The sequence below is a fragment of the Acidobacteriota bacterium genome, from assembly GCA_016712445.1.
GTDB lineage: Bacteria > Pseudomonadota > Alphaproteobacteria > Caulobacterales > Hyphomonadaceae > Hyphomonas.
Genome location: JADJRB010000001.1, coordinates 1,047,161 through 1,061,851, shown reverse-complemented (window position 1 = coordinate 1,061,851; position 14,691 = coordinate 1,047,161). Strand labels below are relative to the sequence as shown.

The 14,691-nt window shown below is 65.2% G+C and carries 18 protein-coding genes; 14 read left to right on the top strand and 4 right to left on the bottom strand.

The genetic code is table 11. The features are described from left to right. Window positions 1-123: 123 nt before the first annotated feature. On the top strand, window positions 124-816 hold the full coding sequence (locus IPK75_05485; protein MBK8197804.1) for a TetR/AcrR family transcriptional regulator: 693 nt from the start codon (window positions 124-126) through the stop codon (window positions 814-816). Between the two features lie 362 nt (window positions 817-1,178). On the opposite strand, the gene tsaD is transcribed toward IPK75_05485, so the two are convergent. After that, complete coding sequence (tsaD, locus tag IPK75_05480; protein MBK8197803.1) at window positions 1,179-2,279, bottom strand: tRNA (adenosine(37)-N6)-threonylcarbamoyltransferase complex transferase subunit TsaD; 1,101 nt, start codon at window positions 2,277-2,279, stop codon at window positions 1,179-1,181. Between the two features lie 75 nt (window positions 2,280-2,354). Between tsaD and IPK75_05475 the strand changes: the two genes are divergently transcribed. The 3 genes from IPK75_05475 to IPK75_05465 all read left to right on the top strand — a co-directional run bounded on the left by IPK75_05475 (window position 2,355) and on the right by IPK75_05465 (window position 3,935). Next, complete coding sequence (locus IPK75_05475) at window positions 2,355-2,873, top strand: RNA polymerase sigma factor (protein MBK8197802.1); 519 nt, start codon at window positions 2,355-2,357, stop codon at window positions 2,871-2,873. Continuing rightward, entirely contained in the window at window positions 2,870-3,445 is a 576-nt protein-coding gene (locus IPK75_05470) for a hypothetical protein (GenBank protein ID MBK8197801.1), read from the top strand. Before IPK75_05475 ends, IPK75_05470 begins: the two co-directional genes overlap by 4 nt. 64 nt (window positions 3,446-3,509) lie before the next feature. Further along, window positions 3,510-3,935, top strand: a complete 426-nt coding sequence (locus tag IPK75_05465) for an MAPEG family protein (protein MBK8197800.1) — start codon at window positions 3,510-3,512, stop codon at window positions 3,933-3,935. A 62-nt stretch (window positions 3,936-3,997) separates the two neighbouring features. Here the strand turns inward: IPK75_05465 and IPK75_05460 are convergent, their stop codons facing one another. Both IPK75_05460 and lepA read right to left on the bottom strand, forming a co-directional pair. Then, window positions 3,998-4,549: a hypothetical protein gene (locus IPK75_05460; protein ID MBK8197799.1), complete on the bottom strand. Its 552-nt coding sequence runs from the start codon at window positions 4,547-4,549 to the stop codon at window positions 3,998-4,000. Between the two features lie 5 nt (window positions 4,550-4,554). Continuing rightward, entirely contained in the window at window positions 4,555-6,360 is a 1,806-nt protein-coding gene (gene lepA, locus IPK75_05455; GenBank protein MBK8197798.1) for an elongation factor 4, read from the bottom strand. A gap of 114 nt (window positions 6,361-6,474) precedes the next feature. On the opposite strand from lepA, the gene IPK75_05450 reads away from it, so the two are divergent. From IPK75_05450 to ruvB, 9 genes are all read left to right on the top strand, one after another. Next, window positions 6,475-7,017: a protease inhibitor I42 family protein gene (locus IPK75_05450; GenBank protein ID MBK8197797.1), complete on the top strand. Its 543-nt coding sequence runs from the start codon at window positions 6,475-6,477 to the stop codon at window positions 7,015-7,017. 8 nt (window positions 7,018-7,025) lie between these two features. Further along, on the top strand, window positions 7,026-8,123 hold the full coding sequence (locus IPK75_05445) for an aromatic ring-hydroxylating dioxygenase subunit alpha (GenBank protein ID MBK8197796.1): 1,098 nt from the start codon (window positions 7,026-7,028) through the stop codon (window positions 8,121-8,123). A gap of 42 nt (window positions 8,124-8,165) precedes the next feature. Next, window positions 8,166-8,429, top strand: a complete 264-nt coding sequence (locus tag IPK75_05440) for a hypothetical protein (protein MBK8197795.1) — start codon at window positions 8,166-8,168, stop codon at window positions 8,427-8,429. Beyond that, window positions 8,426-9,316 (top strand): alpha/beta hydrolase, encoded by an 891-nt coding sequence (locus IPK75_05435; protein ID MBK8197794.1) that lies wholly within the window; start codon window positions 8,426-8,428, stop codon window positions 9,314-9,316. The genes IPK75_05440 and IPK75_05435 overlap by 4 nt, the downstream gene beginning before the upstream one ends. Before the next feature lie 124 nt (window positions 9,317-9,440). Further along, entirely contained in the window at window positions 9,441-10,016 is a 576-nt protein-coding gene (locus IPK75_05430; GenBank protein ID MBK8197793.1) for a fasciclin domain-containing protein, read from the top strand. A gap of 110 nt (window positions 10,017-10,126) precedes the next feature. After that, entirely contained in the window at window positions 10,127-10,831 is a 705-nt protein-coding gene (locus IPK75_05425) for an RNA methyltransferase (protein ID MBK8197792.1), read from the top strand. Window positions 10,832-10,876: 45 nt separating this feature from the next. Then, complete coding sequence (gene ruvC, locus IPK75_05420) at window positions 10,877-11,383, top strand: crossover junction endodeoxyribonuclease RuvC (GenBank protein MBK8197791.1); 507 nt, start codon at window positions 10,877-10,879, stop codon at window positions 11,381-11,383. Further along, entirely contained in the window at window positions 11,380-12,003 is a 624-nt protein-coding gene (gene ruvA / locus IPK75_05415; protein MBK8197790.1) for a Holliday junction branch migration protein RuvA, read from the top strand. The genes ruvC and ruvA overlap by 4 nt, the downstream gene beginning before the upstream one ends. Further along, window positions 12,000-13,031, top strand: a complete 1,032-nt coding sequence (gene ruvB, locus IPK75_05410; protein MBK8197789.1) for a Holliday junction branch migration DNA helicase RuvB — start codon at window positions 12,000-12,002, stop codon at window positions 13,029-13,031. The genes ruvA and ruvB overlap by 4 nt, the downstream gene beginning before the upstream one ends. Before the next feature lie 96 nt (window positions 13,032-13,127). Here ruvB and IPK75_05405 read toward each other — a convergent pair whose 3' ends face one another. Next, window positions 13,128-13,481 (bottom strand): DUF983 domain-containing protein, encoded by a 354-nt coding sequence (locus tag IPK75_05405; protein MBK8197788.1) that lies wholly within the window; start codon window positions 13,479-13,481, stop codon window positions 13,128-13,130. A 76-nt stretch (window positions 13,482-13,557) separates the two neighbouring features. Here IPK75_05405 and IPK75_05400 point away from each other — a divergent pair, with 76 nt between their 5' ends. Continuing rightward, window positions 13,558-14,691, top strand: coding sequence for a DUF3137 domain-containing protein (locus IPK75_05400; GenBank protein ID MBK8197787.1), 1,134 nt, complete (start codon window positions 13,558-13,560; stop codon window positions 14,689-14,691).

The window sequence follows — 14,691 nt, the reverse complement described above, 5'->3', positions numbered from 1 at the left end:
TTGTGCTATGGCACGGCCCGCGCAGGGGCGCCATGGCCGTCCGATTCCCTGATTTCGCTGGTTTTAGTCATTGGCGACTGAATACTATATTGATTGTTCAGTCATTTCGTGTAGAGTAGCTAAATGATGACACCGAGCCCCACCGACGATACCCGGACCCAGATCCTTCACGCCGCCGTGGAACGTATCCTCCACTACGGCTACTCGAAGACAACGATGGCTGAGATAGCCCGGGACTGCAACATGTCTGCGGGCAACATCTACCGCTTCTTCGCGTCCAAGCTCGATATCGCCGAGGCGATGGCGCAGAAGTTCAATGAGGAATCCTACCTCACCTTCGCCCAGATCGTCGCCCGCAAGGACACCGCCGCCAACCGGATGCGCGAGTTCTTTCACTATGATCTTGCCCGCACTTACTCGGCCATCGAGGAAGAGGCCAAGATCCTGGAAGTCGCCGAAGTGCTGGGCAACGAGCGCCCGCTCTATATGAATGACAAGCTGGCCCGGGAACGCATCTACCTCGTCCAGATCCTGTCGGACGGGGTCAAGGCCGGCGAGTTCCGGCCGCTCGCCAACCCGAACGAGGTTGCCGAGATGTGGCAGTCGGCTCTGATGAAGTTCCGCTTCCCGCAGCTGTTCTCGAAACTGACACTGCCGAAACTGCAACGCGAGCTCGACGGAGTCATGGACCTGCTCCTTTCCGGCATTTCTCCCGGCTCAAACGTGCCCGCACCCTGGGACGGCATGACCCCGGCCACCGACGAAGTCTGCCCGGTGACGGGCAAACCAATCGAGCATCTCGAAATTAAAAGCTGATTAGTGAATAAAAACGTTTTTGTTCATTGACCAGCGTTCAGGGCGGTGCTATATAAGACTCATGGACGGCAGCGGTTGCCTTCCACCAGTCCAAAGAGCCCTCGCCATGACCACCTCGCGCCAAGAAGCCCGCCAGTCGCTGATCTCGTTCCTCGCCGCCGTTCCCGTGACGGCGCTGGCCCTCTGGGCCACCTACGGTCTCGCCACTTTCGTCGCCTGATCGTGCAGCGGACCGCACCGGCCCGCAGCCACATTTTCCCCGGCCAAAGGCGCGCCGCCCCTGACGCGCCGCGGGGTTCCAGCCGGGACCTGGGTTTTCCCCTTCCTCCAGGTCCCGGTTTTTCTTTGTCCTGAATCCGGCCTCAGGCCTTCGCGCCCTTGTGGCCGCCGCCATACACCGGCGTCGTGAGCGCGGCCGCCTCATCCAGTGGCCAGCGCGGCCGCGATCCGGCCTCCAGGCCATCGGCTTCGCCCGCCAGTCCTGCTGCCAGCCGCTCGGCGCCCGCCAGTGCGATCATTGCGGCATTATCCGTACAGTGACGAAGGGGAGGGGCGATCAATCGCGCGCCGTGCTGCGCGGCTGCGGCCTCCAGCGCCGCGCGGATCGCCTTGTTGGCGGCCACGCCGCCTGCCACGACGAACCGCTTGCCGCCCGCGCCGGGATCGAACCCGGCCAGCGCCCGCGCCGACTTCTCACTCAGCACATCGCAGATCGCGGCCTGGAAGCTCGCGCAGATGTCGGCCTTCGTGGCCTCGCTCGCAGCGCCTTCCGTCCCGCGTGCCACGGCCGATTTCAGCCCTGCAAAACTCATTTCCAGTCCTGGCCGGTTCAGCAGCGGGCGCGGGAAGTCATGGGCGCGCGGGTTTCCGGTGGCGGCGAGGCGCTCCACCGCCGGCCCGCCCGGGAAGCCAAGCCCCATCAGCTTTGCCACCTTGTCGAACGCTTCGCCGACCGCATCGTCAATGGTCGAGCCGAGGCGCCTGTAGATGCCGAGCCCTCGCACTTCGAGGAACTGGCAATGCCCGCCGCTGACCAGCAGCAGAAGATACGGGAACGGACAGTCCGAAGCGAGGCGGGGGGAGAGGGCGTGGCCTTCCAGATGGTTCACTGGAATGAAAGGCACGCCGGCGGCCTGCGCCACGGCCTTGCCAGTCATCAGGCCCACCAGCACGCCGCCGATCAGGCCGGGGCCAGCGGTGGCCGCCACACCGTCCAGCGCGTCATAGCCTATGCCGGCATCCGCCATCGCTTTCGCAACCACCGCGTCCGCCAGCTCCGCATGCGCGCGCGCCGCAATTTCCGGCACCACGCCGCGATACGGCGCATGTTCCTCGACCTGCGTGCGGATCACATCCGACAGCAGCGTCACGTGCCCGTCCTGAAGTCGCAGCACGGCTGCGGCGGTCTCGTCGCAGGAAGTTTCGATACCTAGGATTGTCACGGGCTTGGCCATCGCCGGCATATAGCGTTGACTGGCCCCGCATAGAAGCGCCGAATCCCCGTGTAAGAAATCCGGCGGCGGGCAGACTAAACATACATGACGCCGACACCCGACCAGGATGCAAGATACCGCGAAGCGGCCGAAACCTTCGGTGCGGCGCTGCAGCGTCTGGCCGGGGCGTTTGAGGCAAATGCCGAGCGCCGGCGCGACTTGCTGCAGGACATCCACGTGGCCCTCTGGCGCAGCCTTGCGGCCTTCGATGGGCGCTGCAGCCTGAAAACCTGGGTCTACCGAGTCGCTCACAATACCGCCGCCAGCCATGTCGACCGCGAGCGCCGCCGCCATCACGGCGCCGTCTCCCTTGAGGCCGCCGCAGACCTGCCGGCACCGTTCAGCCTCGCGGCCGAGCTTGAAGCAAGCGACGCGCTGGCGCGCCTGCACGCCTGGATCCGCGCGCTGAAGCCGCCGGACCGGCAGCTGCTGACACTCTATCTCGAAGACCTCGCCGCTACAGAAATTGCCGACATCACCGGCCTCACGCCCGGCGCCGTCGCCACGCGCATTTCCCGCCTCAAGTCGCAGCTCGCCGCGGATTTCAAGGAGCCCGTCCTATGACCGACCGTGATCCCTTCCAGTCCCTCTGGACCCAGCAAGCGCAGGCGCCCTTCAGCATGACCACCGCCGACCTCGCCCGCCGCAGCGCCCGGTTCCAGTCCACCATCCGCAGGCGGAACATCACGGAATATGCCGCCGCGGCGCTGGTCATCGGCGTGTTCGGCTGGATGGCCTGGCTGATCCCTGTGCCCGCCGTGAAAGCCGGCGCGGTGCTCGTCAGCCTCGGCGCGCTCTATGTCTGCTGGAAACTGCACGTGCTGGCCGGCGCCGGGGTGCCGGACGCCGCTGTGCCCCTCGCAGACTTCCACCGCACCGAACTCCTCCGCCAACGCAGCGCCCTTGCCAGTGTCTGGAAGTGGTACCTCGCCCCGTTCGTGCCGGGCATCCTGGTCTTCATTGGCGGCGTCGCCTTCGCCGAAGATACCGGCCTGCCGCTGTCCGCAGGATTGATGCTGTTTGCCACCAGCGCCGGCTTTGTCGCCGCAATCTTCGCCGCCATATGGTGGCTGAACCAGCGGGCTGTCGCAGCCCTCGACCGGGAGATCGCCGCGCTCGACGTGGGTTCCAAATAATCGCTTGATTTACGGCAGGGCAGGCGGCTGAGATCAGCGCGCTATCCCTGCCGGAGACCTGTCGATGCCCGCTGCCATCCTGCTTCCTGCCGCCACGCTTGTCGCCTGGTCCCTCGTCGTCTGGGTCTGGATGCTCGCCACCCGCGTCCCCGCGATGCAGAAGGCGCGCATGCATCCCGAGAAGGCCAAGCACACGCGCGGGGAAGTCTGGGGCGCGCTGCCTTCCGAAGTCCGTCAGGTGGCGGACAATTACAATCACCTGATGGAACAGCCGACGATCTTCTATGCTCTCGTGATGGTGCTGGCGGTCAGCGGCGAAGCGACGATGCTGGATGCCGGTCTCGCCTGGGCCTATGCCGGCCTGCGCATCGCCCACTCCCTGTGGCAGAACACCCGCAACGTGGTGATGATCCGCTTCTACTTCTTCATCGCGTCCACGCTGGTGCTCTTCCCGATGACGGGCAGGGCGCTGTACTTGTTGCTCACCTAGCCGGGAAACACAATCTAGGTCGCTTTTCGACGGTTCCTGCCGATACGACGCGTTGATTGGAGTTACGCACCGATCAGTTCGCGGACGGCTGGAATCAGTATGCTGCCAATCGCCGTTCCGAGAAGAATTAGGCCACCTGACCAGATGCGCTTCCTGAGATCCCCCAATGCCCACTTCAAAAAGGATCGTTTCGAAACAAAGGTTGCGAGCCGACCTTGTATCTCGTTGAGTGCATTCGCCTCCGTTCGGTCCAGGTCTCCGCCTTCAAATGGCGGTCGACTCGCCGGATAAGTCGAGTTCAAATGCCCGCGGTGCTCGGCGTGGATTTCTTCGCATCTTCCCCGAAATTTTCGGATGTAGTCTTCGGCGAGCTTGAAATCTCTAGCCTCGACAGGCGAATGTTCAGGATCGAGTGAGTCCAGTTTCGCGCTCACGCGCTGACTAAAGGACAGGAGACTTCGTATCAAAATCTCTTCCAGCACCAACCAGCGTCGACCACTTAAGGCCTTGCCTTGAGTCGCCGCCGCGCCGGTATCTTGCGCAATTTCTTTGCGAGCCAAACGCTCCGACGCCGCAAACTCGATGTCTAGAAAGTTTGCGAAATGGCTCTTCAAATGTCTCAATCCCCATCCATCCGCAGCGCGGCGACGAACGCTTCCTGCGGAATCTCGACCTTGCCGAACTGGCGCATGCGCTTCTTGCCGGCGGCCTGCTTGTCCAGCAGTTTCCGTTTCCGCGTCGCGTCGCCGCCATAGCATTTCGCGGTCACGTCTTTCCGCATGGCGCTGATCGTTTCGCGCGCCACGACGCGCCCGCCGATCGCCGCCTGGATCGGAATCTTGAACATCTGGCGCGGGATCAGGTCCTTCAGCCGCTCGCACATCTGGCGTCCGCGGCTCTCGGCCCGGTCGCGGTGCACCAGCATCGCCAGCGCGTCGACCGGCTCCTCGTTGACGAGGATCTGAAGCTTCACGAGGTTTTCCGCCCGGTGCCCGATCAGCGAATAGTCGAAGCTCGCATAACCGCGCGAGATCGATTTCAGCCGGTCGTAGAAGTCGAACACGACTTCGTTCAGCGGCAGTTCGTATTTCACGCAGGCTCGTCCGCCCACGTATGAAAGTTCCTTCTGGATGCCGCGCCGGTCCTGGCAGAGTTTCAGGATCGAGCCGAGGTATTCGTCCGGCGTGTAGATCGTCGCGGCAATCCACGGCTCGCGGATTTCCGAGATGCGCACCACGTCCGGCATGTCGGCCGGGTTGTGCAGCTCGATCTCGGAGCCGTCCGTCATCGTCATCTGGTAGACCACGCTCGGCGCGGTCGCGATCAGGTCGAGGTCGAACTCGCGGCTGAGACGTTCCTGGATGATCTCGAGGTGCAGGAGGCCGAGGAAGCCGCAACGGAAGCCCATGCCGAGCGCCGCAGATGTCTCCATCTCCCAGGTGAAGCTCGCATCGTTGAGCCGCAGCTTGCTCATCGCCGCGCGCAGGTCGTCGAAGTCGCCCGCGTCCATCGGGAACAGGCCGCAGAACACCACCGGCTGCACGTCCTTGTAGCCGGGCAGGGCCTTCTCGGCCGGGCGCTTGTCCTCGGTGATCGTGTCACCGATCGCCGTGTCGCCGACTTCCTTGATCGAGGCGACGAAATAGCCGACCTCGCCGGGGCCCAGCGCGTCGGTCTCGGTCAGCTTCGGATTGAACGTGCCGACCTTGTCGATCTCATAGACGCTGCCGGTGCGCATCATGCGGATCGACTGCTTCTTCTTCAGCACGCCGTCATGCACGCGCACGATGACCACGACGCCGAGATAGGGGTCGTAATAGGCGTCGACGAGGGCGGCCTTCAGCGGCGCGCTGGCATCACCCGAGCGAGGCGGGGGCAGCTGCGTGACGATGGCTTCCAGCACGTCAGGGATCCCGAGGCCGGTCTTGGCCGAAATCTCGACGGCGTTCGCCGTGTCGAGCCCGATGATGTCCTCGATCTGCTCCTTCACGCGCGGCACATCGGCGGCCGGCAGGTCCACCTTGTTGAGCACGGGGACGATCTCGTGGTTCTGGTCGATCGCCTGGTAGACGTTGGCCAGCGTCTGCGCTTCCACGCCCTGCGACGCATCCACCACCAGCAGCGAGCCCTCGCAGGCCGCAAGGCACCGGCTCACCTCATAGGCGAAGTCCACGTGTCCCGGCGTGTCCATCAGGTTCAGCGTATAGGTCTCGCCGTCCTGCGCGGTGTAGCTGAGGCGCACGGTCTGCGCCTTGATGGTGATGCCGCGCTCCTTCTCGATATCCATCGAGTCGAGCACCTGTTCGCTCATTTCACGGTCGCTCAGGCCCCCGCAAGCCTGGATCAGGCGGTCGGCGAGGGTCGATTTGCCATGGTCGATGTGGGCAATGATCGAGAAATTGCGGATATTGTCGCGTGGGGTCATGGGCGGCATATAGCGGGGCAGGTCGGCTGCGGGAAGTAGCTCTCGGCTGGCCGTCCCACTGGCATCCCGGCCCGGCTGGGCGTAAGACTTGCCCCGAACCGAGGAGACACCCGAATGAGACTGGCTATCGCTGCGATTGCGTCCCTGGCGCTGGGGGCCTGCTGCCATCACGGCAAAGCGGCTGACGCGCCCGATGCCCCGCCCGCTGCAGAGGAAACCGCCGTGCAACCGACCGACTGGCAAGAACCCCAGATGCCCACCGCCGAAGAGGCCGCGAAAGCCGCCGCCGATGCCCAGGCCGCGGCCGAAACCGGCGTCGTCTATGCCGGCGCAGACAAGAAGGGCCTGACCATCGGCCTGAAGGTTGGCGAGACGCTCCGCATCGAACTCGTGTCCATCCCCACCGCCGGATATGTCTGGACCGTCGTGGAAGCCCCCGCCTTCATGGAAGCGGCCGGCGAATCGACGCGCGGCACCGATCCCGCCTACCAGAACATGCCGGGCTTTACCGGCGGCAACCACTATCTCGGCTTCGACTATGTCGCGAAATCGGCCGGCACCGGCACCTTCAAGCTCACCGAAGGCCGCCCCTGGGAAACCGACGAACCGCCGATGGATACCTATGACCTGACCGTCACGGTCACCGCAGCAGAGTAATCCGCACCTTGGCCGACACGCAGCCACTCCCCGCCAGGACCGGCATCACCGATGAGGGCTACCTCACCGATTGCTGGTATCTGGCTGCGCCGTCGGCAAGCCTAAAGGCAGGCCAGCAGACGCGGCTGATGATTCTCGGCGAGCCGGTCGTCGTCGGGCGCACGCCCGCCGGTGAGGCCTTTGCCCTGCGCGACATCTGCCCGCACCGTCTCGTGCCGCTCTCCGCCGGCAAGCAGGTCGAGACGAAAGGGGAGTGGACCCTCCAGTGCCCTTACCATGGCTGGCGCTTCGGCACGGATGGCGGCTGCCGCCTGATGCCGAGCCTCACCGAGGACAGCCCGTACGACCACACCAGGGTCAAGGTCCGCCGCTATCCCGTCCACGAAGCGAACGGCGCGGTGTATCTCTACGTCGCCCACGATCCGCGCTCCGCGGCGCCGCCCGCCGTGCCGCCGCCGGACTTTGGTCCGCTCCCGGACAAACCGGGCTTCGTCATCGAGGACATGTTCAACGCCCATATGGACGACGCCGTCGTCGGCCTGATGGACCCCGCGCACGTGCCCTTCGTGCATAACCAGTGGTGGTGGCGCCCGCCGTCGGTTGGCCTGAAGCTGAAGGAAAAGCCCTTCGTCCCGACCGAGCGCGGCTGGGCGATCGACCGGCATCCGCCCTCGTCAAACTCGAAGCTTTACCGCTGGGTCTTCGGCGGCAATGTCCAGACCGAGATCCGCTTCCAGCTGCCGGGCTATCGCTGGGAGATCATCTCGAACGACACGGCGCGCCTTCTGACGCTCACCTGCCTCACGCCCGAGGCGCCGAAGAAAACCCGCATCACCCAGTTCACCTGGTGGACAGGCGCGCCGCTGCTGCACCTCGCCGTGCCGGTCGCGAAACGCATGGGCCGCAAGTTCCTCGCGCAGGACGGCGAGATGGTCGACCTGCAGAATCAGGGCATGGCGCACCAGAAGGCGATGCTCTGGATCGACGACATCGACGTGCAGGCCAAATGGTACCAGCAGCTGAAACGCGAATGGACCGCCGCCCGCACTGAAGCCCGCGACTTCGTCAACCCCATCCAGCCCCGCCAGCTGAAGTGGATGAGCTGAGGGCGGGAACGCAAAATGCGCCGGTTATATTCCCAAGAATTCATGCGTATCTTCTGGCCGCACTGGGTCGGTTCCGCCGTTTGCATTGCGCTGTTCGCATGGCAGCTTGCATTTGTGTTTCCAGACCGGCCGCGAGAACCGGATCCAGTCAAAGGCTATACAATCGAATTCGAACTCCAGCCGGAAGCGGTCTACGTGTCGGCGCTGGATTTGACACTGATCTTCGGAATATTTCTGACTGGCATGGCTATCACGGCGTTCGGCTTGTGGCGTGTTCAAAATGCCCAGAAGATACCGGCCAAATGAAGCATTTCATCGTTGCGCTCACTATCGGCTTCCTGGCCGCCTGCGCCACGCCCGCTCCGCCTGCCGCCGCTGAGGCGCGCTCCGTCGCGGTGAAGCCCATCCCCCTCGGCACCAGCTACACGCTTCAGTCCGAAATCCTCGGCGACACACGCGAGATCAACATCTGGGCGCCGCCCGGTTTCGAGGAAAGCCGCGCGCCCGGCGCGATCCTCTACGTGCTCGACGGCGCCCTCGATCAGGACTTCAAGCACATCGCCGGCCTCGGCGAACTCTGCGCCCTGTCCTGGACCTGCGAGACCACGATCATCGTCGGTATACAGACGAAAGACCGCCAGCATGAGCTGACCCCTGCCGCCACCGATCCGCGCTTCCGGAAGGGCTTCCCGCAGGCGGGCGGCGCGGCAGACTTCCGCCGCTTCCTCGCCGAGGAAGTGCGCCCCTTCGTGGAAAAGCGCTACGATCCCGCCCCGCGGAGCGCCGTCATGGGCGAAAGCCTCGCCGGTCTCTTCGTTGTCGATACGCTGCTCGAAGCCCCCGGCCTCTTCGACGATTACATCGCCATTTCGCCGAGCCTCTGGTGGGATGCCGGCCGCGTCTCCGCCGGGGCGCCGGCAAAGCTTGCCGCGCCTGCCGTCTCCGGCCGGCGTCTCTACATGGCGATGGCGAATGAGGGCGGCACGATGGAGCAGGGCATCGCCGCCCTGCGCGCCGCCATCGCGTCGTCCGCGCCGCAAGGCTTCGGCTTCACCTTTTCGGACCGCAGCGCCACCGAAACCCACGCCACCATCTACCACGCCGCCGCGCTCGATGCCCTGCGCACCCTCTACGCCATGCCGCCTTGGGAGGGCGAGACGCCCTGGTGGATGAGCGCCGACGGCGAGCCATGAATGCGCCGCCCCAAAATTGCCTACATAAAATGTAATTCATGAAACTGGCCGGGTGGGACATTCGTTCCAAGTCACTTGGGCGCGCATTCCTTGCGCGCACCTGACTCAAAAAGGACCTGACTCCATGAAGACCTTATTCTTCGCTGCTGCGGCCAGCGCGTTCGCGCTCGCCGCCTGTACGCCCGCCTCCGAACCCGCGCCCGCGCCTGCACCCGTTCCCGTTGAAGAAACGGTGGCCGAGCCGGAAGCCGAGCCGCCTGCCCCTGTGCCGATGACTGTCGTCGATGTCGCGATGGCGAACCCGGACTTCTCGACCCTCGTGTCCGCCATCAGCGCAGCCGGCCTCGCCGAAACGCTGTCCGGCCCCGGTCCGTACACGGTGTTTGCGCCGACCAATGAGGCTTTCGCCGCCCTCCCGGCGGGCGAACTTGACGCGCTGCTCCTGCCCGAGAACAAGGACAAGCTCGTGAAGATCCTGTCCTACCACGTCATTCCGGGCACGGTGATGTCGGCCGACATTCCGCCGGAAGCCGATGCCGGCGCCACCGCCTCGATCAACAACCTCGATCTCTCGGTCCGAATCGCGACGGATGGCACGCCGATGGTCAACCAGGCCAAGATCACCCAGGCCGACATCCCGGCCTCCAACGGCGTCGTCCACGTGATCGACACCGTCATCCTGCCGCGCATGGACGAATAGGTTCCATCAGAGCCTTCCAACAAGTGGGCCGCAATCCGAAAGGGTTGCGGCCCATTCCATTCTGATGTGCATTGCAATTCACTCGGCAGGCGGGCATCAGTCGCGGCAAGATGACAGAAGCCTCCGAAACCCCGACCCCCAAAACGAAGTCGTCAGTGCGCCAGCGTGCTGACGCCATCAAGCATTTCCGTTGCCGGAACCTCATCGCGGTTCTGGAACACCCGGACAATCCAAAAAATATCGCGACGGTGATCCGGAATGTGAACGCTCTTGGGGTCGAGAAAGTCTATGTAATCGACCCGGACAACGTGGTTCCGGACGATTGGCAGGAACTTCGCGAACGGCGGGATTTTTCGAAACTTTCGGCATCCGCTGTGAAGTGGACATTTGTTCGGAAGTTCACGTCGACCGACGAGTGTTTCGACTATCTTGAATCGAAGAACTTCACGTCCATCGTCACGTCGCCGCACGTCAAAGGCAAGAAAAGTGTCTACCTGCACGAAGCCGACTACACGGAGCCGCCGAAACTGGCTGTGTGGTTCGGCAACGAAGGCGCCGGCATAAGTGAGCGAGCCGTCGAGCGCAGCGACATGTGCGTAAGCATTCCGATGTTCGGCCTGATAGAGAGTTTCAATCTTGGGACAAGCTCGGGAATCGTTCTCTACGAAATCACCAAGCAACGCCGGGAATACCAAAGCCGTTACATCAAGCGAAACAAGAAGGGGGAGCGCGCGGAACCGCTTCCAACCGTGTTGCCCCCCAAACCCCGCGCTGCGCGCCCCGGACGCGGGACGGCGCCCGCGAACAAAAAGTGAAACTTCAAGGTGCCGTTAACGCTTCCCCCTGCTAGGGTGGCGGCCATGACGGCAACGATTCGCATCCTCGGCATCGACCCCGGCCTGCGCCATACCGGCTGGGGCATCATCGAACAGTCCGGCATGCGGCTCACCCATGTCGCCCACGGTGTCATTTCTGCCGCCACGGACATTTCGATGGCCGAACGCCTCGCCGAAATCTTCGAATGCGTCGGCGAACTCGCCCGGCATCATGGCCCCCACGCCGCCGGCGTCGAGGAAACCATCGTCAACGCCAACCCGCGCTCCGCCCTCAAACTCGGCCAGGCCCGGGGCGCTGCCATGGCCGCCCTCGCCATGGCCGGAATCCCGGTTTCCGAATTCGCGCCCAGCCAGATCAAGCTCGCCGTCGTCGGCACCGGTTCGGCCGACAAGGACCAGGTCAAGTTCATGGTCCGCCGCCTGCTGCCGCGGGCAGGAGACATGAAGCTCGACGCGGCCGACGCGCTTGCCTGCGCCATCTGCACCGCGCACCACCTGCCGCCCGCCCTTCGCCGGAAGGGCGCCGCATGATCATCGGCCGTCTCACCGGCGACGTCGCCGCCCTCGGGCTCGACCATGTCCTGATCGACGTGAATGGCGTCGGCTATGTCGCGCTCGCCGGCACGCGCCTGCTCGCCCGCCTGCACGCGGGTGACCGCGTCACCGTGCACGTAGAAACCCGCGTCACCGAAAGCTCGATCACCCTGTTCGCCTTCGCCACGGATGAAGAGCGCGCCTGGTTCGTGCGCCTGCAGGATGTGCCGGGCGTCGCCGGCAAGTCCGCCCTCGCTATCCTTGACGGGCTCGCGCCCGCCGAGATCATGGATGCCATCGCCCTCGGCGATGCAGGCGCGTTCACCCGCGCCAAGGGGATCGGCAAGAAGCTCGGCGAGCGCATCGTCACCGAACTTGCCGGCAAGGCGCCGCCCATGGGCCGCTTCGGAAAATTCGAAGCCGCCGCAGTCGCCGGCCTCGCCTCGCAGCCTGTCGCGGCCTCCACCGGACCGCGCGCCGAAGCGATCAGCGCTCTGACGAACCTTGGCTACACCTCGTCCGAAGCCGCCCGCGCCGTCGCGGCCGCCGCCAAGGACGGCGCCGCCGATGACGTCTCCGCCCTCGTCAAGGGCGCGTTGAAAGAGCTCGCACGATGAGCCGCAAGGATTCCCTCGCCGATTCCAATGCCCAGGCGCCGGACGCGCTCGACCGGGCGCTGCGTCCCCAGACGTTCGAGGACTATGTCGGCCAGCGCAAGGCGAAGGCCAACCTGAAAGTCTATGTCGATGCCGCCCGCGGCCGCAGCGAGGCGCTCGACCATGTCCTCCTGTTCGGCCCGCCCGGCCTCGGCAAGACAACGCTCGCGCAGATCCTCGCCCGCGAAATGGGCGTCGGCTTCCGCGCCACCTCCGGCCCGGTCATCGCAAAGCCCGGCGATCTTGCTGCGATCCTGACCAACCTCGAAGCCAACGATGTCCTCTTTATCGACGAGATCCACCGGCTCCCCGCGATCGTCGAGGAAATCCTCTATCCCGCGATGGAGGACTACGCCCTCGACATCGTCATCGGGGAGGGGCCTGCCGCCCGTTCCGTCCGGCTCGATCTCGCGCCCTTCACGCTCGTTGGCGCCACCACCCGTGCCGGCCTCCTCGCGACGCCGCTGCGCGACCGGTTCGGCATCCCGCTGCGCCTTGATTTCTACGAGCCGGAAGAACTCGCCCGCATCGTCATGGCCGCTGCCCGCAAGCTCGGTGCTCCGATCACGGAAGATGGCGCCATCGAGATTGCCACCCGTGCGCGCGGCACGCCCCGCATCGCGCTGCGCCTCCTGCGCCGTGTGCGCGACTTCGCCGACGCCGAAGGCGCGGCCATCGACAAGGCCGCAGCTGACCGCGCGCTGAAGCGCCTCGAGATCGACACCGACGGCCTCGACGCGTTGGACCGGCGCTACCTGCACGCCCTCGTCAAAACCTATGCCGGCGGCCCGGTCGGCGCCGACACGCTCGCCGCTGCGCTCAGTGAAGCGCGCGACGCGGTCGAGGACGTGATCGAGCCTTACCTGATGCAGAAGGGCTATGTCGCCCGCACGCCGCGCGGCCGCGTCGCCGCCCCGCTCGCCTATGAGCGTCTCGGCCTCAAGGCCCCGAACGGTCAGCAAAGCGCTCTGTTCACGGACGAAGACTAGCCACAAGCGCACCGCTCATCCTCGCGAAGGCGGGGACCGTGTCAGGCAAATCCCGCGCGAGATCCCCGCCTTCGCGGGGATGAGCGAAATCCGGGTTCAATCCTTGCTTCGCATTCCCCAGAGCGCCCCGATCAGCGCGCCCTTTATCCGAGGTAGGAGGACAAGCACGGCTCCAATCGCAATCATCCCGAGCCCCGCCAACCGCGCCCAGAGCGGCCAGGCTTCGTGCCTCGCCGAGATGAAAGTCAGTGCCGCCAGCGCTGGCCCCAGCAGCAGCACGGTCAGCCAGGGCGGCCCGTCCTCCGCTTCGATCTCGCCGGTCTTCGCCCCGCAAACGGCGCACGCCGGTGCCTGCTTCAGGTAGCCGGCGAACAGCCGCCCCCGCCCACAATCCGGGCACCGCCCGCGCAGGCCGCGCAGCACGCAAACGAGGGAAGGGGCCAGCGCCATCGCCCCACACTCGCACGCCGCGCGCGGCGCCGCGAGGCGGGATGACGCCGCAGCCGGTCTCTGCTAACCGGGGCAGATGAGCTGGGACTGGGACCAAATCGAAAAGCAGCCGGGTTTCGCCGGCGCGCGTGCCCGCGCCGAGCGCGACGTGCGCCCGGTGCTCGAAGAAATGAAGTCGGACCCGATCGATGCCCGGCGCCAGCAGAAACTGCTCTCGGGCTTCTTCTTCGGCGGATTTGCGTCGTTCATCGTGATGTTCACCGTGGCCGAGACGCTGCTGCCGGATGGCGGCGTCTGGGAAGCGTTGAAGTTCATCCTCTTCCCCGTCCTGTTCTTCTTCAATATCGGGCTCTGCCTGTTCCTTCTGCGGGGCCGGCTGGCGAAACTGTTCGTTGAGGCGCAGGCCCGCCTCGGCCTCAAGGCGAAGGCGATGACGCACATCGCCGCTCCCCTCGGCCTCGCCTATGTGCCCGCGCCGGGCGGCGCGCCGAAAGGTCTCGAATGGCTGGCGAAGCAAAGCTGGGCGCCCGCCGCCCTGCGCCAGGCCACCGATGCGCTCAATGCCGTGGGCGGCATGGACAAAGCCGTTGCCACGGTGCGCGATTGCGGCCTGTTCATCGAGTCGAACGTCTACGTTGTCGGCTCGGCCGAGCAGAAAGCGAAATACAACGAGCTCGCCGCCGGAAACCGTCAGATCGAAGACGGTTTCGAAGGCGAGCGCGGCGGGCTGCACTTCTCGATGTTCGAATGGATCGAGAAGGTCGAGGACGCGCCCGATGTGCCCCACCTCGTCATCGTGCTCGAGGCGCCGTTCGCGCTGCACGGCGTCACCCAGCTCCGCGCGCGCAAGACCAGCTGGCCGCAGGACCCGCAAGGCCGCCCCCTGCAGGAGGTCGACCTCGGCCCGAAGGCGTTCGACGCGCTCTACCGCCTGCGCGCCTCAGACCAGGTCGAGGCACGCGCCCTCTTCAATCCCGCCGTCATCGAGCGGGTGATTGCGCTGGCGCATGGCGGCAAGTTCCGCGCCGTCGCGCAGGGCCGCAACCTGGTGTTCGACTTTTCGGGCGGGCCCAACCGCTTCCAGCTGATCGACCTGCTCACCGGCGTCTGGAACGAGGAAACGATCCTGCAGACCCATACCGACCTCGCCGAAACGCTCGCCCTCGTCGAAGTCCTCGGCCACGCCTTCATGCTGGCCAGGCGTCCGTAG